20 protein-coding genes and 1 riboswitch are annotated in these 25,421 nt (G+C 29.6%); of the genes, 13 read left to right on the top strand and 7 right to left on the bottom strand.

Going from position 1 to position 25,421, the window contains the following annotated elements; genetic code table 11:
* The first annotated feature begins 397 nt into the window (after positions 1–397).
* Positions 398–580, top strand: a complete 183-nt coding sequence (locus ACMX9J_RS24565) for a Spo0E family sporulation regulatory protein-aspartic acid phosphatase (protein WP_416226331.1) — start codon at positions 398–400, stop codon at positions 578–580.
* A 439-nt stretch (positions 581–1,019) separates the two neighbouring features.
* Here the strand turns inward: ACMX9J_RS24565 and ACMX9J_RS24560 are convergent, their stop codons facing one another.
* Positions 1,020–1,730, bottom strand: a complete 711-nt coding sequence (locus ACMX9J_RS24560) for an AbrB/MazE/SpoVT family DNA-binding domain-containing protein (protein ID WP_416226330.1) — start codon at positions 1,728–1,730, stop codon at positions 1,020–1,022.
* Between the two features lie 251 nt (positions 1,731–1,981).
* Between ACMX9J_RS24560 and ACMX9J_RS24555 the strand changes: the two genes are divergently transcribed.
* Positions 1,982–2,134, top strand: coding sequence for an anti-repressor SinI family protein (locus tag ACMX9J_RS24555; protein ID WP_323874054.1), 153 nt, complete (start codon positions 1,982–1,984; stop codon positions 2,132–2,134).
* Positions 2,135–2,150: 16 nt separating this feature from the next.
* Here the strand turns inward: ACMX9J_RS24555 and ACMX9J_RS24550 are convergent, their stop codons facing one another.
* The gene (locus ACMX9J_RS24550) at positions 2,151–2,321 is read right to left on the bottom strand and encodes an anti-repressor SinI family protein (protein ID WP_416226329.1); all 171 of its coding nucleotides are present in this window, start codon (positions 2,319–2,321) and stop codon (positions 2,151–2,153) included.
* Positions 2,302–2,386, bottom strand: a riboswitch (cyclic di-GMP riboswitch). It overlaps the preceding gene by 20 nt.
* Before the next feature lie 859 nt (positions 2,387–3,245).
* Positions 3,246–3,368, bottom strand: coding sequence for a hypothetical protein (locus ACMX9J_RS24545; RefSeq protein WP_416226328.1), 123 nt, complete (start codon positions 3,366–3,368; stop codon positions 3,246–3,248).
* A 119-nt stretch (positions 3,369–3,487) separates the two neighbouring features.
* On the opposite strand from ACMX9J_RS24545, the gene ACMX9J_RS24540 reads away from it, so the two are divergent.
* The 8 genes from ACMX9J_RS24540 to ACMX9J_RS24505 all read left to right on the top strand — a co-directional run bounded on the left by ACMX9J_RS24540 (position 3,488) and on the right by ACMX9J_RS24505 (position 16,343).
* Positions 3,488–4,177 carry a response regulator transcription factor gene (locus ACMX9J_RS24540; protein WP_416226327.1) on the top strand — a complete coding sequence of 230 codons (690 nt, stop codon included), beginning with the start codon at positions 3,488–3,490 and terminating at the stop codon, positions 4,175–4,177.
* Between the two features lie 14 nt (positions 4,178–4,191).
* Positions 4,192–5,193, top strand: a complete 1,002-nt coding sequence (locus tag ACMX9J_RS24535; RefSeq protein ID WP_416226326.1) for a sensor histidine kinase — start codon at positions 4,192–4,194, stop codon at positions 5,191–5,193.
* 86 nt (positions 5,194–5,279) lie between these two features.
* A complete protein-coding gene (locus tag ACMX9J_RS24530) occupies positions 5,280–6,044 on the top strand; it encodes an ABC transporter ATP-binding protein (RefSeq protein WP_416226325.1) in 765 nt (254 codons plus the stop codon).
* A complete protein-coding gene (locus ACMX9J_RS24525; protein ID WP_416226324.1) occupies positions 6,019–7,881 on the top strand; it encodes an FtsX-like permease family protein in 1,863 nt (620 codons plus the stop codon). Before ACMX9J_RS24530 ends, ACMX9J_RS24525 begins: the two co-directional genes overlap by 26 nt.
* A gap of 1,955 nt (positions 7,882–9,836) precedes the next feature.
* Positions 9,837–10,460: a response regulator transcription factor gene (locus ACMX9J_RS24520; RefSeq protein WP_416226323.1), complete on the top strand. Its 624-nt coding sequence runs from the start codon at positions 9,837–9,839 to the stop codon at positions 10,458–10,460.
* 116 nt (positions 10,461–10,576) lie between these two features.
* Positions 10,577–10,810: a plantaricin C family lantibiotic gene (locus ACMX9J_RS24515; protein ID WP_416226322.1), complete on the top strand. Its 234-nt coding sequence runs from the start codon at positions 10,577–10,579 to the stop codon at positions 10,808–10,810.
* Between the two features lie 111 nt (positions 10,811–10,921).
* Positions 10,922–14,062: a type 2 lanthipeptide synthetase LanM family protein gene (locus tag ACMX9J_RS24510; RefSeq protein ID WP_416226321.1), complete on the top strand. Its 3,141-nt coding sequence runs from the start codon at positions 10,922–10,924 to the stop codon at positions 14,060–14,062.
* A 124-nt stretch (positions 14,063–14,186) separates the two neighbouring features.
* A complete protein-coding gene (locus ACMX9J_RS24505; protein ID WP_416226320.1) occupies positions 14,187–16,343 on the top strand; it encodes a peptidase domain-containing ABC transporter in 2,157 nt (718 codons plus the stop codon).
* Positions 16,344–16,715: 372 nt separating this feature from the next.
* On the opposite strand, the gene ACMX9J_RS24500 is transcribed toward ACMX9J_RS24505, so the two are convergent.
* The 4 genes from ACMX9J_RS24500 to ACMX9J_RS24485 are packed head-to-tail and all read right to left on the bottom strand — an operon-like array spanning position 16,716 to position 19,396.
* On the bottom strand, positions 16,716–17,444 hold the full coding sequence (locus ACMX9J_RS24500) for a LytR/AlgR family response regulator transcription factor (RefSeq protein ID WP_416226319.1): 729 nt from the start codon (positions 17,442–17,444) through the stop codon (positions 16,716–16,718).
* A 3-nt stretch (positions 17,445–17,447) separates the two neighbouring features.
* Positions 17,448–18,713, bottom strand: coding sequence for a sensor histidine kinase (locus ACMX9J_RS24495; RefSeq protein WP_416226318.1), 1,266 nt, complete (start codon positions 18,711–18,713; stop codon positions 17,448–17,450).
* Between the two features lie 3 nt (positions 18,714–18,716).
* On the bottom strand, positions 18,717–18,854 hold the full coding sequence (locus tag ACMX9J_RS24490; protein ID WP_416226317.1) for a cyclic lactone autoinducer peptide: 138 nt from the start codon (positions 18,852–18,854) through the stop codon (positions 18,717–18,719).
* Positions 18,851–19,396 (bottom strand): accessory gene regulator B family protein, encoded by a 546-nt coding sequence (locus tag ACMX9J_RS24485; RefSeq protein WP_416226362.1) that lies wholly within the window; start codon positions 19,394–19,396, stop codon positions 18,851–18,853. Before ACMX9J_RS24485 ends, ACMX9J_RS24490 begins: the two co-directional genes overlap by 4 nt.
* A 274-nt stretch (positions 19,397–19,670) precedes the next feature.
* Between ACMX9J_RS24485 and ACMX9J_RS24480 the strand changes: the two genes are divergently transcribed.
* The 3 genes from ACMX9J_RS24480 to ACMX9J_RS24470 all read left to right on the top strand — a co-directional run bounded on the left by ACMX9J_RS24480 (position 19,671) and on the right by ACMX9J_RS24470 (position 25,346).
* Positions 19,671–19,826: a type A2 lanthipeptide gene (locus ACMX9J_RS24480; RefSeq protein ID WP_416226316.1), complete on the top strand. Its 156-nt coding sequence runs from the start codon at positions 19,671–19,673 to the stop codon at positions 19,824–19,826.
* 101 nt (positions 19,827–19,927) lie between these two features.
* On the top strand, positions 19,928–23,179 hold the full coding sequence (locus ACMX9J_RS24475) for a type 2 lanthipeptide synthetase LanM family protein (protein ID WP_416226315.1): 3,252 nt from the start codon (positions 19,928–19,930) through the stop codon (positions 23,177–23,179).
* 1 nt (position 23,180) lies between these two features.
* Positions 23,181–25,346: a peptidase domain-containing ABC transporter gene (locus ACMX9J_RS24470; protein WP_416226314.1), complete on the top strand. Its 2,166-nt coding sequence runs from the start codon at positions 23,181–23,183 to the stop codon at positions 25,344–25,346.
* Positions 25,347–25,421 lie beyond the last annotated feature (75 nt).

Here is a 25,421-nt window from a genome sequence, read left to right as displayed (position 1 = left end):
AAGTAGATGATAATAAGAAAGAATGTGTAAGAAATATAAGACTCTTCTCGATGTGAAAAGGACAAACAAGTCATCATGTTTGTCCTTTTTGTCATTCTAATGGAAGGGTAAATATTTAATTTCTAATTTGAAAATTAAATATCTCTATGTTAATTATAAAAAAAGTCCTCATGAATTGAGGACTTTTCTTAACTATGAAATTAGGAATGGAATTTCTATTTGCATCTACAAAAAGTATTTTAACACGCATTAGATATAAAAAGTGAGCTATTCAAACCCTAAAAAGGGGATTCCGAGCTTTTAATTGGATTTTACAGGAAAAAATATTGTTAGAAAGCCACAATATAGTTGGTGTTAAATAAAAAGTAGCAAATTAGAGAAATAGGTGATTAGATAAGTGCAAGTATATATAAAGGACGATTCTTTAATAAAAGCTTTACTTGTAGATATAGAGGCAGGAAGAGAACTGATGATTCAAGTTGGCTTAGAAGAAGGATTCACCAGTAAAAATACCATTGTAATCAGTCAATTCGTTGATCAACTGCTAAACCAATTAAAAGAGACCTCTGTGACTGATTAGTTCTTATTTTTACGAAGAAAGTATAATACCCTTGGATATTAGCAATTAAGGTTTCTTTTTGTAAGGATTCATTCATATGTGATATGTTCCCGATTAAGTGGATGGAGTAAATAAGAAAGAGGATTACACTATACTTAGAGGGGATTTATGGGTCACTAAGGACAATCTTTTACAATCTCGTTTAAGCTAGAAGTGGTAAAAATGTACAATAACCAATGGTATTTCAAGGGTAAAATAGAAAAAAGGATTATTAGATTAAATAAACCCACTCGCTTAAATAAAAGGTGACTAGGTTTTCGGAAACTCTTAAAAATAAAAGGGACACTGATGTGAAATTCCTTGAAAGATGTATCTCTAAAGATTAGTTTTTTTACAAAATGATTTTTGGTAACAGCAAATAAGTAAGCGCAGCTAATTATTTCAGCTGCGCTTACTTATTTTAAACAAGAGTATCGTTCTCAATTGCTTTTTTTATGATTAATTTTTCCCCTATTGTTTTGATTTCTAGGATGTCGCCACTATGAATGTTTAGATAAATTCTCAGCTTTTTAGGAATGTTTAAGTATTTATCTTTCTTTATCACGCGTGATTGTCCAGTGAAAAAAAGTTTTCCTTCTGTAAGAAATTTATAGCTATGTTTTTTTGCAACGATAGTATCTGGTCCTTTAATAAAGAACTGTAATTGCATATGTTCTTCCAAATTCAAAGATTTCAATACAAAATCAGGAAGTTTTATTCTCCCTGATTTTATTTGAAGTAAAGATAACTCACTTAATTCAGGTTCTATATATCCCTTTAGTAGACCTGGAGATTTATTTTGCTCTCTTTTCTTTTCAAAAATAATGCTCTCGTTAAGGACTTTCGCTTCTATTTCATCATGTAGATCTATATCATGTATTTCACGAAGTATCTTTGGAATTACAATGTAGCCTAAATTATCAATAGTCCTAATTAAGTTCTTATCTTTATTTTCTTCCAAAAGAACCGGTGGGAATTCAACCTGCTTCATGACAATGTAATCTTTATAGTTGAGGAATTGTATTGCAGCAGATGAGTGGATATTGGCATGCTCTAGAAGCTGGGAAGGTACCTTTACTCTCCCCATATTATCAATTATTAAGTAATCTTTGGATGATTCTTTCTCTTCCACTAATAAAATCCTTTCAAATGTACTTTTGTAGACAAAGGATAAATTTACTTATATTCATTTTATATCTTCATGAGTTTACACTTTACCTAAGCTATTAAATTTGATCTTCATAAGCTAAATAACTGAATAAGACCCTATGAATAACAATTTGTGTAAAAAACAGGATAAAAAGTAATAATTTTATCATTATAGCTTATATTACAAATCAATTTGCTTTATAATAGGACAAGTTGTAAAGGAGGAAGATTATAATGAATAATTCAAATCATGACACTACTCTTTCCTATAAATGGCTAGTTTTAGTTGAAGAAGCAATGAATTCTAGCGTTACCAAAGAGGAGTTTAAAGAGTTTTTGAATAGGAAATCCCAGAAATTGAATGATTATAAACAAGACCAAATATGAATAGTGTTGTTTGTGATTAGGGGGTTATTTGTTTTTTGAAGAACTTTTTAAGTTCTTCAATAGTTAATCCCAATTCCTTAGCTTCTGTTATAAGTTTAACCCATTCTTGATCTAATTCTTTTTCTATCAATTGTTGTTTACCATCCATGAAAATTACTTTCAGATATTCAGGGAGCTCAGCTGCCATAGCAATTTAACCTTAGACCTGTAGCTTTGCGTCCTAGTTTTTCAACTAGTTTGCCTTTATCATAATATGTAATTTTATAAATATATTACTATATAATGGATTTAAAATCATGTAAAAATAAGGATTATTATTTATTTTTTTAATTCCTTTGACAAAGATTTTCTTTTTCCAACCTTCGAACTAATTAAATTCTCCTTTAAGATAATATATATTTACCCTTACATTAATCCTGCAGTTGGTTCTATAATGGGCATTCGAAATAAGCCTCTAAAAGGTTTTTTATAGTTTTGAATGTCTAACTATCATTGTGTTAACTAGAAGGAAATCTAATGTACAGTATATAGGTATAATTTCTTTATACGTGTATAAAGATTTATTTTAATAGCTAAATAGATGTTGCATTATTTGATTTTGCTTAAAAGGAAAATATGTACTCAGTAGCAGCTGAAAGGTCTATCCCAACAAAATTTATAAAAAGAAGGTGAACATACAATGATTGTATTACCTATTATGTTTAACAGTTTGGGAATTTCTGCTTTTTACTATTTTATTCTTAAAAAAGAAGCTTAAAATGAATACAATATACATCACTCGTTTACATAATATATATACAAGGGAGTAAGAAAGCACAAAAACCTTTACAGGAAAAGGTTTTTGTGTGGGTTCCTTTAATCGGATATGTAGCTTTATATATATGTCCATTCATCCAAAAATAGCTATTATGGAAAAATGTGCTATTGATTACTTGCGGTTATATTTTGGTACTTTATAATTATCAATCCTATAAAAAGCTTTCTCGTCTGCCAATGCTGAGATAGCTTTTTGTGTTCTTCATCATTATGTGAAATTGATTTTAACTCTACGAGAAGAAGCTGAGAATATTGTTCTTCCATCTCTTTACTGTTTACTTAATCTGTTATATTTTCACAATAATTCACGAACACTTGATACTTGTATAATGTGGATATGGTCAGAATTAACAGCATAACGAACAGGCGTAATCAAAATAAGGGAAGGTAAAATGGCTGAAAATGCAATGCCTTTCATAACAAAAAATGTTCCTTTAGAAAAAGTAAAGCTAAAACCTAAAATCTTTTAGTTGTTTGCGTGTTTTGAAATTATATATTTTGTATGGCATAATTTTCTAGAGAAAAAGGAGTGAAGAGATGCAGAAAATATTAATTATTGAAGATGATTCTAAAATCGCAGAGCACCTCCATTCGTATATAGGAAAGTATGACTTTAATACCACCGTCGTGGAGAATTTTGATGATGTGATGGAAGAGTTTCATAGGCAGAAACCAGATATTGTATTATTAGATATTAACCTTCCTAGCTTTGATGGCTATTACTGGTGCAGGCAAATACGGAAGGAGTCTATATGTCCTGTTATATTTATATCTGCACGAGTAGGAGAGATGGACCAGGTGATGGCACTTGAAAATGGCGGCGATGATTTTATCACAAAGCCTTTTCATCCTGAAATTGTAATGGCAAAAATTCGCAGTCAGCTTCGCCGTGCTTATGGTGAATATGCATCACAGGTACAAGAACGAATTTTAGAGATACAGGGATTAAAGCTGTTCCCAGAAAGATTGGAATTGTCATTTCGTAATAAAACAATCCTGCTTTCAAAAAAAGAAACAGATATAATTGAAAGTTTACTAGAACGATATCCTCGTGTTGCAGGTCGTGAAGACTTGTTAGAAAAACTATGGGATGAACAAGTCTATGTGGATGAGAATACGTTAAATGTAAATATTGCAAGAGTAAGAAAAAAATTTGAGGAAGTTGGACTTTCAGGTTTATTAGAAACAGTTAGAGGTGCTGGATATCGTCTAATCGTTACATGGTGAAGGGTTGGAATGAAATGAAATTATTCTTTAGAGAACATGCTCTTTTAATTGCAGTGCAAATCGTACAATTTTTCGTAGTTCTTTCCATTTATTGGCTTGATGGTTATCGATGTCTTCTTCCAGCCTTCTATGCAATCTTTCTTGGCCTATTTTTTCTTACAGGTTATCTTGTTTACCACTATTTAAGTCGTCGGAAGTTTTATAAGAAATTGACGAACGAACTTTCTTGCCTGGATGATTCCTTCCAAACAACGGAAGCTTCCCCAATCTCACAAGCGCTTGATCATTTGCTAAAGGATCAGTACAAGCATTATCAAACAAAGATAAAAGTGTTGGAGTCAAAACAAGAGGAACATTTAAAGTTTATGGATCAATGGGTTCATCAAATGAAAACACCCCTTTCCGTGATTGAGCTTATCGCACAAAATTTAGATGAACCTGACTCTTCAAGTATTCGTGAAGAGACGGACCGGATGAAAACAGGCTTAAACACCATCCTCTACATGGCAAGACTTCGGACCATCGAGCAGGATTTTCATGTCAAACCTGTAAACTTGTCTAAAATGATTAAGGATGTAAATAGTGAAAATAAACGTTTTTATATTCGGAACCAAGTATACCCCAATGTCTTACAGCAGAATCAAGAAATGATTGTAGAGACGGATGAAAAATGGCTGTTCTTCATTCTTTCACAACTCATTAATAATGCAGTCAAGTATTCAAAAGGGAAGAGCAATAGAATTGATATTACCATCTTTGAAACAGAAGGAGAAGCTGTTTTAGAGGTGAAAGACTTTGGTGTTGGAATTCCCGAAACGGATAAACGTCGTGTGTTTGACTCCTTTTATACAGGTGAAAATGGAAGGAAGTTTAGAGAATCTACAGGTATGGGTCTATATTTGGCGAAGGAAGCAGCTGATCACCTTGGTCATCGACTTGAATTTGAATCCAAATTGGATCAAGGGTCAGCCTTTCAAATTATTTTTACCAAAACACAAAACCTTACAAGAGTGTAAGATAAGTGAAAGGAAAATCGATTTTTTAAAGATTACATAAAAGATATAATAATCACAAGTCAAGTGTATGGAGAGGAGAGCTTGTGATGTTAAAAGTAAAACAAGTCAGTAAGATTTATGAAGGTAAAATTGCATATCGTGCGTTAACGAATATAAATCTGACTATTGACGATGGGGAATTTGTAGGGATTATGGGTCCATCAGGAAGTGGAAAAACAACGCTCCTGAACATAATTGCTACTATTGATGAACCAACGACAGGGGAAATCCTAATCAATGAAAAGAACCCTCATATATTAAAAAAAGACGCGTTAGCAAAATTTCGCCGTCGTGAACTGGGCTTCGTCTTTCAAGACTTTAATTTACTTCATACCTTAACGGTTGAAGAAAATATTGTCCTACCATTAACATTGGACGGAAAAAAAGTGAGTGAAATGAAGGAAAAGGCATATGAAATCGCTGGAAATTTAGGGATTACGGAGATTATGAAAAAAAGAATCTATGAGATATCTGGTGGACAAGCACAAAGAGCAGCTGTAGCCAGAGCAATGATTCATACGCCTAAGCTTCTACTCGCAGATGAGCCCACAGGAAACCTTGATTCTAAATCTTCAAAAGATGTGATGGAAATGCTTGAGTTTATCAATAAGAACAATAAAACAACAATGATGCTTGTGACACATGAGGCGCAGGCAGCAAGCTATTGTGACCGTGTTATCTTTATTCGTGATGGTAAGTTCTATTCAGAGATACACCGTGGTGATAATCGTCAGGCTTTTTTTCAAAAGATTATAGATACACTTTCTTTATTGGGAGGGAATGCACATGACCTTTCGACAGTTCGCGTTTAACAACGTTATACGTAATAAAAGGTTATATGCAGCCTATTTTCTTAGCAGTTTATTCACGGTCATGGTCTTTTTTACCTTCTCTATTTTTGCCAATCACCCTGCATTAAATGAAGATGATATGAGCTCAAGTGTAACGTCAGGAATGAATGCAGCAGCAGGAATTATTTATGTGTTTTCCTTCTTTTTTGTCTTATATTCCATGAGCTCGTTTTTACAATCCCGAAAAAAAGAGTTTGGTTTATTAATGATGCAAGGTATGTCAATGAAACAAATTCGTTTAATGGTGTTTTTAGAAAATATGCTCATTGGATTTTCAGCAACACTAGGTGGTGTACTTCTTGGCCTTGTTTTTGCAAAGGCTATTTTATTACTAGCTGAAAATGTATTAATTATTGGACACGCACTGTCTTTTTACTTTCCAGTTAAAGCAATTATAATTACTTTTATCTCCTTTATAATTTTATTTTTCTTTATTTCTCTATTTGTTACGTATGTTCTACGTAGTAAAAAGCTAATTGAATTAATAAAAGGTAATAAAATTTCAAAGGGTGAGCCAAAAGCGAATCTTTTTTTAACATTATTAGCTGTGCTTTTATTAGGAGTAGGATATGGTGGTGCCTTATTAGTGAAAGGAGTAACAGTTGTAGTTGCAATGGTTCCAGTTATAATCGTTGTTTGCGTTGGAACTTATTTGTTATTTACGCAACTAAGCGTATTTATTATTGGAAGACTAAAAAAGAATGAGCGTATTTTTTGGTTTAAAACCAACATGTTGCTGTTTTCGGACTTGGCCTTTCGTATGAAGGATAATGCGCGAACTTTTTTTATGGTAGCTATGGTTTCAACTGTCGCATTTTGTGCAATTGGTTCTTTATTTGGATTTCAAACGGTTCTGACTTCAAGCGTAAAATCTACTTATACAGCTACGTTTTCTTATAAACCATCTAAAGGTAATGAAAAACAGAACGTTGCATTTATAAATAAGACTTTAAAGGAAGAAAACCTCAAGACAGTTTTAGAACACACAATTTTAAATTACTACAAAATTGGAAGAGATAAAACCCTTATTACGAATCAGTCTGATTTTAACAAATTTGCCTTACTTACTGGAGAAACTCCCATTAACTTAAAAAATCGGCAGGTTATGGTTGTTGATTTTAACGGTATGAAACTTGGACCAAAAAGAGATTTACTAAATGAAAAAATTAAATTAACGTCAGGTTCTACTTTAAGAGCAAAGGAAACCATTCAATCAAAAGCTCTACCTGTGTCTGGTTCATACTATATTGTATCCGATGAAGATTATAATCATCTTCCTAAGCCAGAGGATGAGCAAAGTTATTATGCTTGGCAAGCAAAAAGTGGAAAAGACAGGGTGATATCCGCTTCTAAAAAGCTATACAAGAAACTACCAAGACCTGATATTACAGCAGTAGATTATGAAATCTATCAGATTATGAAAGGGTACGGTCCCATCTTATTTGTTGGACTATTTATTGGGCTTGTCTTTTTTGTATCAGCTGGTAGTTTTCTGTACTTCCGACTTTATATGGATCTGGATGAAGATAAACAAAAATTCAAGTCTATATCAAAAATGGGATTAACTGATAAAGAGCTGAAAAAAATATTAAACAGGCAAACCATGATGCTGTTTTTCGTACCGATAATTGTAGCGCTCATCCATGGTGCTGTAGCTCTTACGGCCTTATCACATCTGTTCTACTTTAATCTATTGAAGCAATCCGTTACTGTTTTAAGTGTTTTCCTAGTCATTCAGGTCGCTTATTTCTTCATTGTACGCTTTTTCTATACAAAGCAGATTAAGGCGTCAATTTAAACTTGATACGAATATAGAAAAAAGGATTAGACAAAATCTAATCCTTTTTTTGAAAGGAAAAAGAAGAACTCTAGAGTTTATTTAATTTAAAGATGCTCTTTCGCTTCTCCTGCTTAACTCTTTTTAAGCGTAGCTCTATTTTCATATCTAATGTCTTATGTACAATCTGGCTAATTACACATATCAATAGTAAAATCCCAGTTATAACTACGGATTTTGATAGGTGAAAAGAGAAGGATAGTATTACTACAATTATAGATACAGTCCAAATTAAATTAATCACCCATTTTCTATTTCTGTGAGCTTCAAGGGTTCTTTCAAGCAATTACTTTTGCTCTTCTTCCCTCTTTATACTTTCTAAATGATTGTTTGTAAGATTCATCATTATTTCTCCTCAAGAAAACTAATCTTTATAACCTATGTATTATATTACTTATCCTTTTTAAAGCGATAATATAGCTGGGTACATTAAAGACAAAGCTAACGAGCCCTTTAGTGCCAAGGGCTCGTTTTTGTGGCATGTTCCAGAAAGGTACATTGTGTTAAGTAAGAATTTTTATTTTGCTGCAATTAATATTTTAATTATTTTGTTCCAGCTATAGGTCTAGTACAAAGAGTATATTTGCTTAAACCAGATGTATAGCTCCCTCATGATATTTACCCTTATGCGGGTACTCAAAATAGTTTATGAATAAACTTTCCTTGATTTTGGAGAGACTTCAGCTGCTGATAAATTTATTTAATTCTTTAGTTTAAAAAATCATTTTTATACCTAACAGCAAGATATACACCTGAAACCGTTTACATAATTAGAAAAGAAGACACTATTCAACGGAAGGCGTCTGTCCAAAATCAAAACCAATTTATTCATCAAGTATTTGCACTAGAACTGAAACAAGAACATGGTTTTCTTAAGTAAAAGGAATTCCATTTTCTTATTTTTTATAGAGTTAGTTCCTGGAAAAATAAGAGCATTTGATACTATAGAAATATTACGATACTATTTTGTAATGAATATAAATGAAAGAGTAATTCACTCAAAAAAACACTTATTTGAACATTATAACTATATGTTTTATAATATTCCATGATTATGTAAATTTTAGATAATATGTAGTCTTTTTACATATGTATATTGATTTATATAAGGGAAGAGGACAGAGATTTCAGTGAGAAAAATAAATATACTTTTATCTTTCTCATTTATAATTTATATTATATTGCCTTATGACAAAAATTACGGAATTTAAAAAATAAAAAAAGGAGCTTTTATCTGTATATTGACCAAATGAAAGCTAATTCAGCTGCTTTGACACATACACTACATAAAGAAATTTTGAAAATTTCTTTATGTAGCCATAATTTAAAAATAATAGTTTAAGAAATAATAATCATGAACTAGTGTAGGTATCTGAAAAACAACCATAATTTTAGATTCAGCAAAATACTTATTGGAAATTAACTCAACCTCAAGAAGATGTTGCTTTAAAAAGACAACTGATAAACATTTATGATGTTGTTAATGAAACAGTAAAAGATGAAAAATCGTAGTAGATTTAAATAATGTTCAAGTTAAAAATTTATGTAATCATACATTTTTAACTTGTGATGAAATTCACAAAAGAAGATATTAAAAATCTCTTGAGAAGTTCTATAAAAGCAATTCAACATAATAAAGGCAAAGTAATAGGAAAAACAAGAATTGGCCGTGAAACAGTTTATATAAAAGTTAAAGATAATAGAAATGGTATTCTTCAGTTAATTTATTTAGAGTAAAAGATTCTTTTTTAGCACCGAAAAGTGGAAGTTGGATTTTGGTTTAGGACTCTCCTATTGTCTAAAGATTTTGTATTATTATGATGGTAATTTACAGATTACTAGTGAAAAGGGGGAAGGGACAATAATATCTTTAATGTTCGTAAAAACAAGAATTTAAAATAAGGAAGAGATTATTTATGAAAGTAATTAATGTTTTAATTGTTGAAGATGATAGTTATTGGTTAGATTTATTATCAGAATTTTTGAATAAACATGAAGATATTAAGGTCACAGGTAAAGCTACTACTTTAGAAGAGATAGTAAAAATAATTTCTTCTAAAGTAAAAGTAGATCTTATTCTGATGGATATTAGGATTTCAGAAAATGAATCGGGAATTATTTTTTGTTCTCATATAAGTGAGTTGTATCCAAAATTAAAGATTATTATGTTAACTGGATTGCAAGATATAAAAATGATGAAGAAGTCTTTTGCTGCTGGAGCTGTTAATTATATATTAAAAGAGAATTATGCAAGTATCCCTCAAAAAATACGTGAGGCTTTTAGTACTTTTAACCCTATAGAAGTATTGCTCGAAGAGTTTTATTTATATAAAAAAGAGGAAATTCTTCATAATTTAACTAATTCTGAAAGAGAAATATATGACCTTTACGAGAAAGGTTACAAAAGATCTGAAATTGAAAAAATACTAATAAAATCTACTAGTACAGTAAAAACACAAATACATAGTATTCTAAAAAAAACAAATTGTAAAAATATGAAACAAATCAAAAGGAAAGTTAAAACGAGAGGTATTCTGTAAACATACCATAGAAATTTTCTAATGGAAAGGTTGATGAAAAATCAACCTTTTTTAACTGTAATTAATAACATATTATGGAACAGTCTCAAAAAAATTACATTAGAGGTGTTAGTGAAATGGAAAAATTTTTAAAAAATCCTGTATTACAATCTAAACTTTCTTTGAATGTAGATAATCCATCTGGAAATCTATTAGAAGAAATCAGTGAACAAGACATGAGCGCTATGGCTGGAGGAACTACAGATGCAGTTTCTAAAACCCTTGCATTCCAACATGGTTTAGGGCGTAACTATGGTGAAACTTGTACCTGGTCAGCAGAGTGTGCAGCTACTATACGTTGTGGAGATTAATTTAGACTCTTATAGTAGAAAAAATAAGAAGGAATAGCCTATTGAAGGTTATTCTTTCTTATTTTAGATTTAAATTTTATTAACATTAACACTTATAACGGAGGAAACAACATGAATAATGTAATAAATTCTGAAGAGAAAATTTCACATTCCGATCTAGTTAATTACTGGATGAAGTTTTTCCCGGAATTTAACAAGGTAAAAGAATTCGAGGAAATTATCAGAGAAATTTCTAACAAAGATTTAGAATCTTTAATTGAGGAATGGGAGAATAATACACGTTCTAACTCCAACAAGGAGACAGTAATATTTGAAGAGGCATATTCTAGCGTTATAGAAATGATTTTTAGAAAAATAGATGTACATAATTTACAATTCTTTAATTTTTTCGAACCTATTATTAAGTATTACATAAATAAATATTATGAAAATATTATAAAAATTAAAAATATTTATAATTATGAATTGTTCATTCATGACATTATTAAACAAGTATATAAGAAATTATACCCTATTGCATACAGAGTTCTTATATTAGAAATAAATATAGCCAAGGAAAAGAACATTTTGGACGGTGACTCTACAGAAGAAAGGTTTGAGTTTTTCAGTAATACGTTGTTGAAAAATGTAAAGTTTTTGAAGGAACTATTTAAAGAATATAAGGAACTAATTTCCCTGCTTCTATATCAAGCAGAGGTTCAAATACAATATATTATTAATATTACAGAAGATACAAACTCTCAATTATCTTATCTATATAAAAAGTTTAAAGGCTTAAAAGGAAATTCAATAAAAACAATTTCAATTGGCCTGGGTGATGCACATCAAGGCGGAAAAAGTGTTTCCTTTATAAACTTTACATCAGGTTATCGTTTAGTGTATAAACCTCGTTCCCTTGAAATGGAAGATAGTTATGAAAAGCTTCTAAGATGGTTTAATAACAAAGATATTCCTCACTTTAAGCCATTGTATCCAGCTAAAATTCATTATACAGATAATAGTGGATGGATGGAATTTATAGAATTTAAGCAATGTAACAATATTAAAGAAATTAAAGACTTTTATTATAGAACCGGTCAATTACTTTGTTTACTCTATGCATTAAATTCTAAAGATTTTCATCATGAAAATTTGATTGCTCAAGGATCTCAACCAATTTTAGTTGATTTAGAATCTTTACTTCATGTAGATGTTGATGACTCAGAAAATAAAGAAAAAGATTCGATGAGCTTTATAGAAAGAATGGTAAAGTCATCTGTATATTCTATTTACTTGCTGCCCAGTAGAATAATTTCTTCTGGTGAAACTAATGTTCAAGTCTTAGATGTTGGAGGATTAAATGGTCACCAAGAACAAAAATCGCCTTTTAAAACTTCAGTAGTGGCTAATAGTAATACTGACGAAATTAAGATTGAAAAAGATTATACTGTAATTTCCCCTGAAAACAACAATCCAAAGGTTAATGGAAAAGTTCAAGCATCTCAATATTACATTGATGATATAGAAGAAGGATTTACATGTTTATATAATTGGATATTAGAAAATAAACAAATGTTTATTAAGAAAATTAGCGATTTATTTTCGCAAATAAAGTGTCGCGCAATCTTAAAACCTACTTTTGTTTATTCAAGATTATTACATACTAGTTTCCATCCAGATGTCTTAAGAAACCCCATAGATCGCAATATTCTGTTAGGGAGAATAGCTATATCTTCTTTAAAAAGAAACGTGAATAAAGTTTCTTTTAACGAAGTTAAGGATTTGTTGAGAGGAGATATACCTTACTTTACTGCATATACGAATTCGAGTAGGATAGAAACTTCTAGAAATGAAGTAGTAGAAGATTTTTATATAAAGTCTTCCCCATTAGATAATGTAAGAGAGAAGATATTATCTTTTAGTAGTAAAGATTTAGAAAAGCAATTAACTATCATTGATTTAAGTTTTGCTCATAATGCTACGGATAAAAATAGGCATACACCTGGAGTCACCTTCTCATCATCCTTGACTGATTCAATAACTTTAACCAGAGATGAACAGTTGAAATTAGCAATAAAAATAGGAGATCGTCTAATTGCTAAAAGTATTGAAGGAAATGAAAAAGATTCTGTTGATAGAAGTTGGTTAGGATTAATGATAATGGGTAAAAACGAGGTTACTACTCGTATTTCTTCAGTGGGACCTGACCTTTATAGAGGGAATAGTGGAATTGGTATGTATTTTGCATTTTTAGCTTCTATAACTGGAGAGAAGAGGTTTGAAGCTGCAACAATTGAAACTATAAAACCAATTATAAGGTTTATAGATAGATTGAAGAATAATGAAATTAATGAGCGTATAGAATTTAGTGTTGGAGCATTTACTGGCTTAAGTGGAATTATGTATGCATTGTTTCATATTGGTAAATATATTCAGAGAAACGATTTAATAGATATTGTATATGACAACATTGATTTACTACTGAAATATATAAAAAAAACCTCTAATTATGATTTGGTTTCAGGATTAGCAGGTTGTTTGGGCGTTGTTATTTCACTATATGATAACACAACAAGCGCTGATAAAAAGAAACAGTTATTGTGTTTAGCTAACGAAATATATAGACAATTAAAGGATAATTACACAATTTATTCTGAAAGATCGATACTTTGGGAACCGTTTGAAGAAGCTGAAGGTTATACAGGTTTTGCTCATGGAACTAGTGGAATATCAGCTAATTTAATGAGGTTATATAATATAAATAAAAATGAAGAAATATTAAGTCTAGTTGAAAAATCTCTTAGTTTTGAACGTTCAATGTTAAATGAAGAAGGAACAAATTGGTATATTAATTTGAATCAACAATCAAGTAGTTTAGCATGGTGCCATGGTGCACCAGGAATTTTATTAAATAGAATTCTCTTAAAGAAATTTGGTTACGATGATGAATTTTTAGACCAAGAAATTAAACTAGCATTAACTACTACTATAGAAAATGGATTCAATCTTAATAATACACTATGTCACGGTGATTTAGGCAATCTATTTATATTGGAATATGCTGCAAAAATTCTATCAGATGAAAAATTAGAAAAAAGATGTAAATTGACGTATGAAAGATTTTTTAAAGATTATCTATTGAAAAGTTGGGACAAAGGAATGTTTAGAAGATTTGAAAATTACGGACTTATGATAGGTTTATCGGGAGTGGGATACTCCATTTTACAAAATTTAACAAATCATAATCTTCCAAATGTTCTTTGGTTAGAGTAATTTATGGATTAATAATGGAAGGGGATATATTCCATGGACAGGAAAAGAATCTAATTTCTGACTTGGGATTTCTCCTTCTTATTTTACTGTTAAGCTTTCTAATTTTAAAAAAAGGAAGTATGAAATGTCATATAAAACAAAAAGAAGGGTACCATTTGTTGAACAAATGCAACAAACAGAATGTGGGCTCTGCTGCGTTGCAATGGTATTAAGATATTATAAAAGTTATGAGTCCATTAGTGAAATTCGAAATCATTTAGAAGTAGGAAGAGATGGCTTAAGAGTTAATCAAATTTATAATTTTCTGAAAAAAACAGGGTTTTCAACAAAGGTATATAAAACATCTGTTGAGGGCCTAAAAGTAATTAAAAATCCTTCTATTATATACTGGAAAAACAATCATTTTGTCGTCTTAGAAAAAGTGAAGGGTAGTATATATTATATTGTAGATCCTGCATTAGGAAAAAGAAAAATATCTGAAGAGGAGATAATTGCAAACTTTACTAATGTAGTTATAGTTCCAAATCCTACAAATAAATTTACTCCTAAAAGTAAAAAAGAAAGTACATTAGATATAATCTTACCTAGTATATTAACCAATAAGCTATTATTAATAAAACTTTTTGGTTTTTCTTTAGTCCTTTCCATAATTACACTGGGAATTCCAATCGTAATGCAACAATTAATTGATAAGGTAACTTTACAACGAGAATTAGATATACCGATGATACTATTATTTTCAATGTTATTACTTGTTTATAGCTTCTCCTCTTTTAGGAGAGGTAAATTCCTGATCGATATTAAAATAATTTTAAATAAATCTTTATTTGGAAGAGTTTTTAGTCATTTATTAAAAGTTCCTTATAAATTTTTTGAAGTTCGTTCATCTGGAGATATTTTATTTAGGATGGGAAATCTAGATTTAATTAAAGATTTAATATCCGAAAAAGTCGTTAAAGGAATCATGGAAATAATTTCTCTATTATTTATATTAAGTTATATGAGTTGTAAATCCTCTGTACTTACTGCAGTTGTAATAGGATTATTCTTAGTGTACAGTGTATTTAGTTTTATTATGAGGAACCCAATTAAAGAAGCAAATATATATGAATTAATGGAAAGAAGTAAGTTAGAAAGGATACAAGTAGAGGCCATTACGGCTATGTTTGCAATTAAAGTTGCTGCAATTGAAGAACAGATTTTTAAATCCTGGAATGAAAGTTTAGATAATATGCTCTATAGGTATCGCAAACAAGGGTATTTAATCAATATCTATACATCCTTTACACAAGTTTTACAAACTATATCTCCTTTTGTAGTTTTAATCTTTGGCTTAAGCTTATTTACTAAGGGATTCATTACTATAGGAGAAGTGATTGCATTTTACTCCATATCTGTAATGTTCTTTGCTACTAGTACTTCACTATTTCAAACATGGAATGACTTTTTATTAGCTTCAAACAGTTTAGAGCGCATAAGGGATATTACCGATGCAAAGATTGAGGAAGATAACAATAAAGAGAGGGTACAAAATCTAAAGGGCGAGATAGAATTAAAAAATGTATCTTTTTCTTATACTCAAGATTCAGAAATTGTACTTGAAGATATATCGTTACATATAAAAAGTGGTCAAAAAGTTGCTATTGTAGGAACATCGGGTTCAGGAAAAAGTACTTTAGGAAAATTATTGTTAGGTTTATATACTCCCAATACAGGAGATGTTTTTTATGATTCTGTAAATTTGCGAAATATTAATAAAAAAGAACTCCGCAAACAAATGGGAGTAGTACCACAAGATATTCATTTGTTTAATAAATCTATCTATGAAAATATAAGTATGGGTATGGAAGATATTAATTTGGAAAAGGTAAGGAAAGCTGCTCACATTGCTCAAATTGGCGAGGAAATTGAAGATATGCCTATGAATTATTATACATTGGTCTCTAGTATGGGCTTAAATTTATCAGGGGGGCAGAGACAACGTATGGCACTAGCTCGGGCTTTAATTAATAATTCTAAGCTTATAGTGTTAGATGAAGCAACAAGTTCTCTGGACTCGGTTAATGAAGCAAGGGTAGCTAATTTTTTCAAAGAAACCGGATGTACCTGTGTGATCATTGCACATAGGCTTTCAACTATCATAAATGCAGATGTAATTTATGTAATGGACAAGGGCAAAATTGTCGAGTTTGGAAATCATGATGAATTAATATCTCTAAAGGGCAAGTATTATAACCTCTACAATTATAGTGAAATTAATAAGGAGTTATCAACTTTATAAATAGGAGAAGAAGATTATATATTTATAAAGTAAGGCTTTCTGTAGCAAGTTTTTTCTTTCAAATTGTTTAAAACTTTGTGTTAAGGATTACAAGTATCGACAAGATAAATAATTTCTAGAAACAACAAAAAGTGAACTCTTACATTATGAGCTCACTTTTTGTTATATAAATGTATGGGTAAATAACATGAAGTTATTTTAGGTGAATTTATAGGTTGTTACTCAATAGAATGGAAGATGTACTTATTATATTTTTCAAAGGTACATATTAATAAATATGATATTTAAAAGTTGTGATTATTATCTTTATCTTAAATAAAGCTTACTAATAATTCCATTAGGGTAATTTATTATCTATAATATGGTTAAAATCTACCTGAAATTTAATTTTTTATAAAGTGTTAACATATAATTTTTACTTAAATAGGCCATATCTGAACAGGATTTAAAAAAGATAAGGTTTGTTTGTCCCGAAGGCTCAATTCTATTTACCTGGCTAAGATTTACAATGAAACTCTTATGGGTACGGGCAAATCTATTTGGATCCAACCTTTCTTCTATAGATTTCAAAGTTTCTGATGTCTTAATTTCCTTATATTTACCAGAATCGATTGATATGATTGTAGAAAATTTACCTTCAGAACTAATATATATAATATTATTTGTCTCTAAAAAATTTATCCCTTTATTAGACTTTATAGGAAGTAAATCAAGCTGCATACTTTTTTTGTTTTTTTCTTTGTTAAAATGACTATGTAATCTTTTTACACATTCTTTTAACCTTTCATAACTAAAAGGTTTTGTAAGATAATCGATTGCTTGTATTTCGAATGCTTTGTGAGCGAATTCGGTATATCCTGTAATAAATACAACTTCTATGGAAGGATATATTAATTTTAATTGTTCAGCAAAAGAAAAACCATTAAAATCAGGCAAATTAATATCGCAGAAAATTACATCTGGATTATTTTCTATGATAACAGCTTTAGCATCTTCTTCACAGCTAACTTTACCTACTACATCTACTCCTAATTTTTTAACACTATTTTCTAATTCTTCTTGTATTTTTAAATTATCTTCAATTATTAAAGCAGAAAACATTGTTTAATCACCTTTTATTGTATATGGTATAAAAACGTAAAAAGTTGTTCCATGTTCTACATTGCTTTCAATTTCCACATAAGATTTATTTTTCTTAAGTATATTTGCAACTGTAAATAAACCAATTCCTTTATGATTTTCTTTTAATGAATAACCTTGAAAAAAAATATTTTGGGTTTGTGAAGAGCTTATAAACGAATTAACGTTATTTATCGAAATTATTAACATAGAGTTCAGTAACTTGTCTATGGTTAGGGTCACTTCTTTATTTTCAGTAGCTGAAGCTAATTCAGCATCAAAAGCATTATCGATAATATTCCCCACAACTTGTATAAGTTCATATGATTTTATAGATATACCTGACACAGATTCTTTTACATTGATATCGAATTTAATTTTACTTATTTTAGCAAATTCAATTTTAGTTTGAAGCAACGCCATAAGTGATGGATGTCTAATATTTAACAAAGAATAGTCCATTTCTATTTTGCTATTCAACTCATTAATATAATTCTCTGTTTCTTCGTAGTTTTTAGCATGTAGAAGATTTGAAATAACATGCAAGTGATTCATGTGATCGTGCCTTTGAGCACGAATTGATTGAATTAATTGTTCTAAATGCTTTAAATATGCTTCATCAGACTTCTCTAATACTTTTTGATATTGCTCTCTCATTAAATAAATAATAATAATTACCATTGAGACTATTAGAATTAACATTAATCCTGCAGCTAAAGAAGTAATATGATTAGTGAAAGAAATCACACATGTAATCATAATTTGCACCAAAGATATAATAAATACTAATTTTAAAGAAAAAGAATTTATATTTTCTAAAAATGAAAAATTGACTTTTACTTTCTTTTTGTACAATAAAACTGTAATAGTACCGAATAAAAAATAAAAAAGTACAGCCAAAGATATTTTAGAAGGTTCATAGCCAAACATATTATCCATTCTTATTACTATTATGTAAGCGATCATCTCTACTAGCATTTGAAAAGTTGATGCAAGAAGAGAAAGATAAATAGAAGCTTTCGGGCGTAAAGAAAGAATATATCTCATTCCAATAACTTGACATATTAGGTTAAAAGTTATTCTAAAGTAAATATTATCAATATAGTTATATGTAATAGTAGTGAAAAATGAATAGAGTATAATAAACCCTACTATATTTTTAGTATTTAAAGTCTTTCTCTTTCCTACTAGAACTAATAAAAAAATAACAACTATAATATTTTCAAGAATTGTAAGAATAAAAGTAACCATACATTACTTTCCGTTTTTATATTTTATTTTCAATTGTTGCGGTATTTTCGGTTCATGAATAAGAAAAAAACTAGCTGTTTTAACTTCTGTATTTGCAACTAAATAGAAAAAAGAAAACAAAATTTGAATCAAAAATTTCATATGTACTGCTCCTTCTCTTTAAACTTAACAAGGGTTATAACTTGAGAGAACATAGATAATTGTATCCCTATAGAAAAGCTTAGATACTTATCTTTTATAATTAAGGATACTAAAATACTTATTATAGTTAGTGCTATAGATAAGAATAAATACATTTTTTTCTTATGAAAGTTAGGTCTATTAATGTTAATAGAAGTTTTGAAAACAAGTAAAAGAGTAATAGATAGTAAATTTAAGCTTATTAAAAGAAATGTCCAATCAAGTTTTAGTAAGCTTAAATATTTGCTTAATACTGATAAAAGAGTTAACAGACTAATAGAAATCACATAACAATAGTGATATGAAGAAAAGTGAAATCCGCCAGATACCAACCTAAGTAAGATAAAGGAAATAGAAATGATTAATAATGAGGGGAGATTATGCGATATTACTCCTACAAATAATAAAGATAAAATTTTAATTATACTCTTTAAAAACACTTCTATTCCATACCTAAGTATATCTAAGTCTGGCTCTTTATTAAGCGAAGAACAGAGATACAATGCCCATTTATAGGATATTTTTTCTAATAATATATACAATTCCCCCTTTAACCTTAAGATAAATATACCATAATAATTGTATTTTATAGTAAAAACATATAAATTTTAACTTAATCTTCATAATTATTCAAATAAATTACTCGAATAAATTAGTCCTATTAACCTGCAAAAATAAACTTTTATCCTTCATTTTCGTCCGCTTATTTCCTTAATGTAGAAAAAGGAAATGTTATACAATATACTTTGTTCATACATAGAAAAGAGGTGAACACACATGAGTAAAGTGGAATTAGAAGCATTGAAATCAATTAATGACCTTTCAGACGAAGAGCTAGCAAATATTGCTGGTGGTGGTGATGGCGTAGTTAAGACTGCAACATCAGAATGTTATTTAGGAACTTTCGCATTCGTTTGCTGTTTAGCTAGATAAAGAATGGTCAACTAAAAAAACAATGAAGAATAAGAACATCAGTTCTTATTCTTCATTTTTATTTACAGGATTTATTTCAAATAAAGGAGGAACTAGTTCCTATGACTTTACATATAGATAATAAAAAAATGATGACAATGCGTGATTTGTTAAATAAAGAAATATGGAATTATGCATTGTATTTGCATGAAAGACCCTTAGCACTTCATGTTAACCTTGATAACTTTGATAAAACAGATATTTGGAGAAAATCTACAGGTTTAGAAGATGATAAAGCATTTCATCGAAGATTAGAGGCTGATCAAATAACAATACAAGAATTTCAACAGATTCTTTCTATGCCTTTGAGCAGTCAAAAGCTATTTAAAGATAAAGAGTGGTATCAAATTCTTGAAGCAGTTTTTTTAGTTGATAATAAAAGCAATAATTTTAGTGTCTGCCAAATGTTTGATCAAACAAAGATACCATTTATAGGTTTTATGAGTCCATTTTTAGAATATGTAATTAAACAAACATTAGATTATCTTAAACCAGTCCAAAGTCTTTTAGATAAGAACTATATAGAACCAATACTAACCTCTATATTAAAAGCTAATATGGAAGGGATTTTGAAAATATCTGGAAAATGTTTGATATTTGAATTAAATAAGAATCGATTGATGGGCACACTTGTAGGAGCTGATTCGCATGAAAGATACAATTATTACATCAATAATACGTTTAGCTCAAAAGAGCTTGTGTTAGAGTTTTTATCTACTTATCCGGTTCTAGCAAGATTAATTTGTGAGCATATAAAAAGAACTACTTTATTTATGAGCGAGTCCATCATTAACTTTTTAAATGATTATAAGGAAATAAATGAAAAAATAGGTATTAAAACAAAGGACATTGTTGAAATTGAGATATCAGGCGATAGCCACAATAATGGAAAAGGCGTAATCATTTATAATTTTTCTAATAACCAAAAATTAGTTTATAAACCTCACTCTTTGTCAACTGATGTAGCCTTTCAAGAGTTATTACAATGGTTTAATAAAAAAAATATAAATAAACATTTTGATATAGTTAAATTAATTGATAAAGAAAAGTACGGATGGGTTGAATTCATACCTAATAAGGAATGTAAAAGTATTACTCAAGTTAATCATTTTTATGAACGGCAAGGACAATATCTTGCTATTTTGTACATGTTAAATGCTACAGACATACATTTTGAAAATATAATTGCTAAAGGCGAACATCCAATCATAATAGATTTAGAAGCACTTTTTCATAATAATACGATTTTTACAGATGCAAAAACAGCTACTAATCAAGCGTTGCTAAATTTAAACAAATCTGTTATGCGAACAGGGTTACTCCCTATTTCTATAAGAAACTTAAACGATTTAAAATTAGATGTCAGTGGATTAGGAAATCAAGAAAATCAATCTATGTATGCTTATAAATTCACTAATTTATTTACAGACGAAATGAAAATGGAAAAAACGGTTATCCCACTGAAGTTGAAAAAGAATCACCCTATTTATAAAGGAAAACGATTCAGTAATACAGATAAATTTGATGAATTCATTAAAATAGGTTTTTATAATACATACAACATTATTTTAGATTCAATGAAAGAGTTACAACAACCTGAAGGAATTATCTATAAATTCAAAAACTGTGTAATTAGAAATATTGTTCGAGATACTCAAACATATAGTAGTATGCTAGAGGCCGGAAAACATCCTAAATATCTTAAGGACGGATTAGAAAGAGGAAAGCTTTTTGATAATTTGTGGAGAGCAGCAGTTAGATTTCCAACTTTATCGAAAGTAATTGAATCAGAAGTAAAAGATTTATTAAATGAAGATATTCCTTATTTTTGGTCATATCCCGAGTCACCTAAAGTTTACGATTCACGAAAAAAAATTATACCAGACTTCTATCAAAAAGATAGCTTTACACAGGTTTTGGAAAATTTTAATTTTTTCAGTGCAAAAGATTGCAATAAGCAGTTAGAGTACATAGATTATGCGCTTAGTACAGTTAGGAAGGCACATGAATTAACTGAAAATAGTCATTATGATGAAGAAGCTAGCCCAAAAATCAACTTGAAACTAAAAAATTTATACCAAAAAGAGGATTATCTATTAGAAGCCATTAAAATAGGAAAAACCCTTTTGAAAGATGCTGTCTGGGGAGAAAATAAAGAAAACATTACTTGGGTTTCTTTAGGTATTAATGAATATGAAAGAGTTGAATACAAGCCAATGGAGCTAGGGCTCTATGATGGATTAATAGGTATGGCACTATTTTACGGTTATCTAGGCAAAGAATCGAATGATGACTTATTTACTTCCGTTGCAAAAGCTTGTTTTAATAGCGTACTAGAAGAATATACAGATTTAAGTCAGAGAAAAGTAAGCTCTTCAGCATTTTTAGGCTACGCTTCTATTGTTTATGCAGTTAATCATTTTTATTATTTATGGAAAGACGAAAGTCTACTAGATTTAGGTAAACACATAGTAAATGGCTTACACAATCAAATTAAAGATGATCGAATGTATGACTTCTTAGGAGGAAGTGCAGGGATTATCACTGTTGCTTTAGATTTCTTTAAAATATCTGGTTACAAAAAAAGCTTAGAATTAGCAGAAATCTGCGGACAACATTTAATAAAGAACGCTATTCCTACTGAACAAGGTATTGGGTGGTTACAAATTAATCGCTCTAAAGGAAAACCATTAGGGGGATTAGCTCATGGTAATTCTGGAATTGCTTATTCACTCATAAAGTTATATAGTTTTATCCAACAAGAATCCTATAAAACTTCCGCATTTGAAGCAATAAAATATGATAATTCTTTACTAGATAATAATAAAGGTAATTGGATTGACTTAAGAAATGTTGAAAATACAGGTAAGGTCCACTCTCCTCTTTATTGGTGTAATGGGGCTCCTGGGATAGGCTTAAGTCGATTATATGCTCTTGATTATTTGTCTGAAGAGGTTTTAAAGTCAGATCTGGAATTGGCTGTGGATAAGACAAGATCTAGTGGATTTAACAAAGAGAGTCATTGTTTGTGTCACGGAGATTTAGGTAATATTGATTTTCTTCTTTCTGCATCCATTAAGACAAAAAACTATACCTTAATGGATGAGGTATATGCACGTGTGAATATGTTATTTGAAGGAGTGAAAAAAGAAAATAATATATGGAAATGCGGAATACCAGGTAGTGACAAGCCTACGCCTAATATGTTTACAGGCTTAGCTGGAATAGGTTATGAAATGCTTAGGCTATATAATAACAACTTGCCTTCAATTTTAATATTGGATTCCCCTGAAGTAGTAAAAGAGGAGAAATAATATGGAGAGTAACAAAGCTAAAGTAAAACATAAGCGAAAAGTGCCTTTTATTGAACAAATGCAGCAATCAGAATGTGGGCTGTGCTCTTTGGCTATGGTGTTATCTTATTATTATTGCCATGTAGATTTAACAGAATTACGAAAAAAAGCTGGTGAAGGAAGAAACGGTACAAGCTTACTGACTTTAAAAAAATTAGCTATGGATTATCATTTAGATTCAAAGGGACAAGCTGTTCCTTTGAATTTATTACATGATATTCCTCTTCCAGCTATTATATTTTGGAATCAAAAACATTATGTAGTCTTAGAAGAAATTAATGATAAGTTAGCCATTATAGTCGACCCTGAGCTTGGAAGATTAAAATTAGAAATTAATGAATTTAAAAAAAAATATTCTGGCATCCTATTGGCTTTAACTCCATCAAAAAAATTCAAACAAAGAAGAATGAATAGGAAAGAAAAATATTCTTACTTTAATTCATTTCTAGATGAAAAAAAAGTGCTTTATAAAATATTAAGTGTAGCTTTGTTTTTACAATTGCTTACTGTATCTGTACCTTTGCTATTAAAGTATTTAATTGATGATGTATTAAAATCCTATAATATTGAATTGATCAACGTTATAGGCCTTGTAGGATTGTTAACTTTGTTTATTTATCTGGGATTTACTATTATTCATGGGAAATTATTAATTAAATTACAAAATATAATTGATAAATCTTTGATGAATAGATTTATATCTCATCTTTTTAAATTACCATATAATTTCTTTGAGCTGAGAACAAGTGGAGATTTAATCCTTAGAGCCAACAGCAATGTAGCTATTCGTCAAATTGTATCTAACCAATTAGTTTCTTCAATTATAAATTTTTTACTGATTATAGTGTTGTTTATTTATATGCTTTTACAATCGATTCAATTAACACTTATAGTAAGTACAATTGCTTTCTTACAGGTAATTGTAACCTTATCAACAAGATCCCGTTTAAAACATTTAACTCAGCTTGAGGTTTCTTCTCAATCCAGTACTAATGGATATTTGACAGAAACTGTTCAAGGTATATCTATTATTAAGTCATTAGGAGTTGAGAATCAGGTATATAAGGGATGGTCAGCACTTTTCAATAAACAAATCGCTACTTCTACAGACAAATTAAATTATCAGAACGTAATTAGTGCGTTCAATAACTCTCTTATGTTTATATCTCCTTTATTTGTAGCTTGGGCTGGAGCAATATTAGTCATGCAAAAAGAGATTACTTTGGGTACATTATTTGCATTTCAATCACTAGTTGTGACCTTTTTAACTCCTTTTACTTCTTTGACTATGTCGTTTAGCGAAATTATTAAAATTCAAGCCTTATTAGAAAGAATTCACGATATTTTAGGTACTAAAACAGAAGGTAATGAAAATAAAGAAAAAATAAATGATATCAAAGGAAACATTTCATTAAAAGATGTAAATTTTTATTATAGTAATCAAGAACAAGTGCTAGACAACATAAATCTTGAAGTTTCAGCTGGGCAAAAAGTAGCTATCATAGGGAAATCTGGCTCTGGAAAAAGTACCTTAGCTTCTTTAATAGCTGGCTTATATGAACCAACAACTGGAACTGTAAAATTTGATAATAAGGATATTAGGAATATTAATAAATCTGATCTGAGAAGAAGAATAGGTATTGTAATGCAAGAGGATTTTTTATTTAATCGTACTATAAAGGAAAATATTCGCATGTATCATGAGAATATAACTTCAGAGCAAATTGAAAAAGCTTCTAAATTAACTGCAATACATGATGAAATTAGCAGGATGCCTATGAAATACGAGACCATTGTCTCTGAAATGGGATCAAATATATCAGGTGGCCAGAAACAAAGAATTGTTTTGGCAAGGGCTTTAGTAAATAATCCATCTATTTTAATATTAGATGAAGCGACAAGTGCTCTCGATACAATTACCGAACAAAAAATTAGTGACAACTTAGATCAGCTTAAATGCACTAGAATTATAATTGCACATCGTTTAAGTACTGTTGTTAGTGCAGATGTTATTGTATTAATGGATAAAGGAAAGATAATTGATTATGGTACACATGAAGAATTATTAATTAAGAGTCCTTCCTATCAATTATTTTATAACATTAAAAAATTGGAGATGTCGGTTTAAAGCAGATAGAACTTAGTTTTATCTGCTTCTTTATATTTGATTAAAATTTATAGATGTTTTTTGGTACAATTAGTA

Source organism: Priestia sp. RMT2NF4, assembly GCF_047872835.1.
GTDB classification, from domain to species: Bacteria; Bacillota; Bacilli; order Bacillales; family Bacillaceae_H; genus Priestia; species Priestia zanthoxyli.
This window is presented reverse-complemented; position numbering and strand designations above follow the sequence as displayed.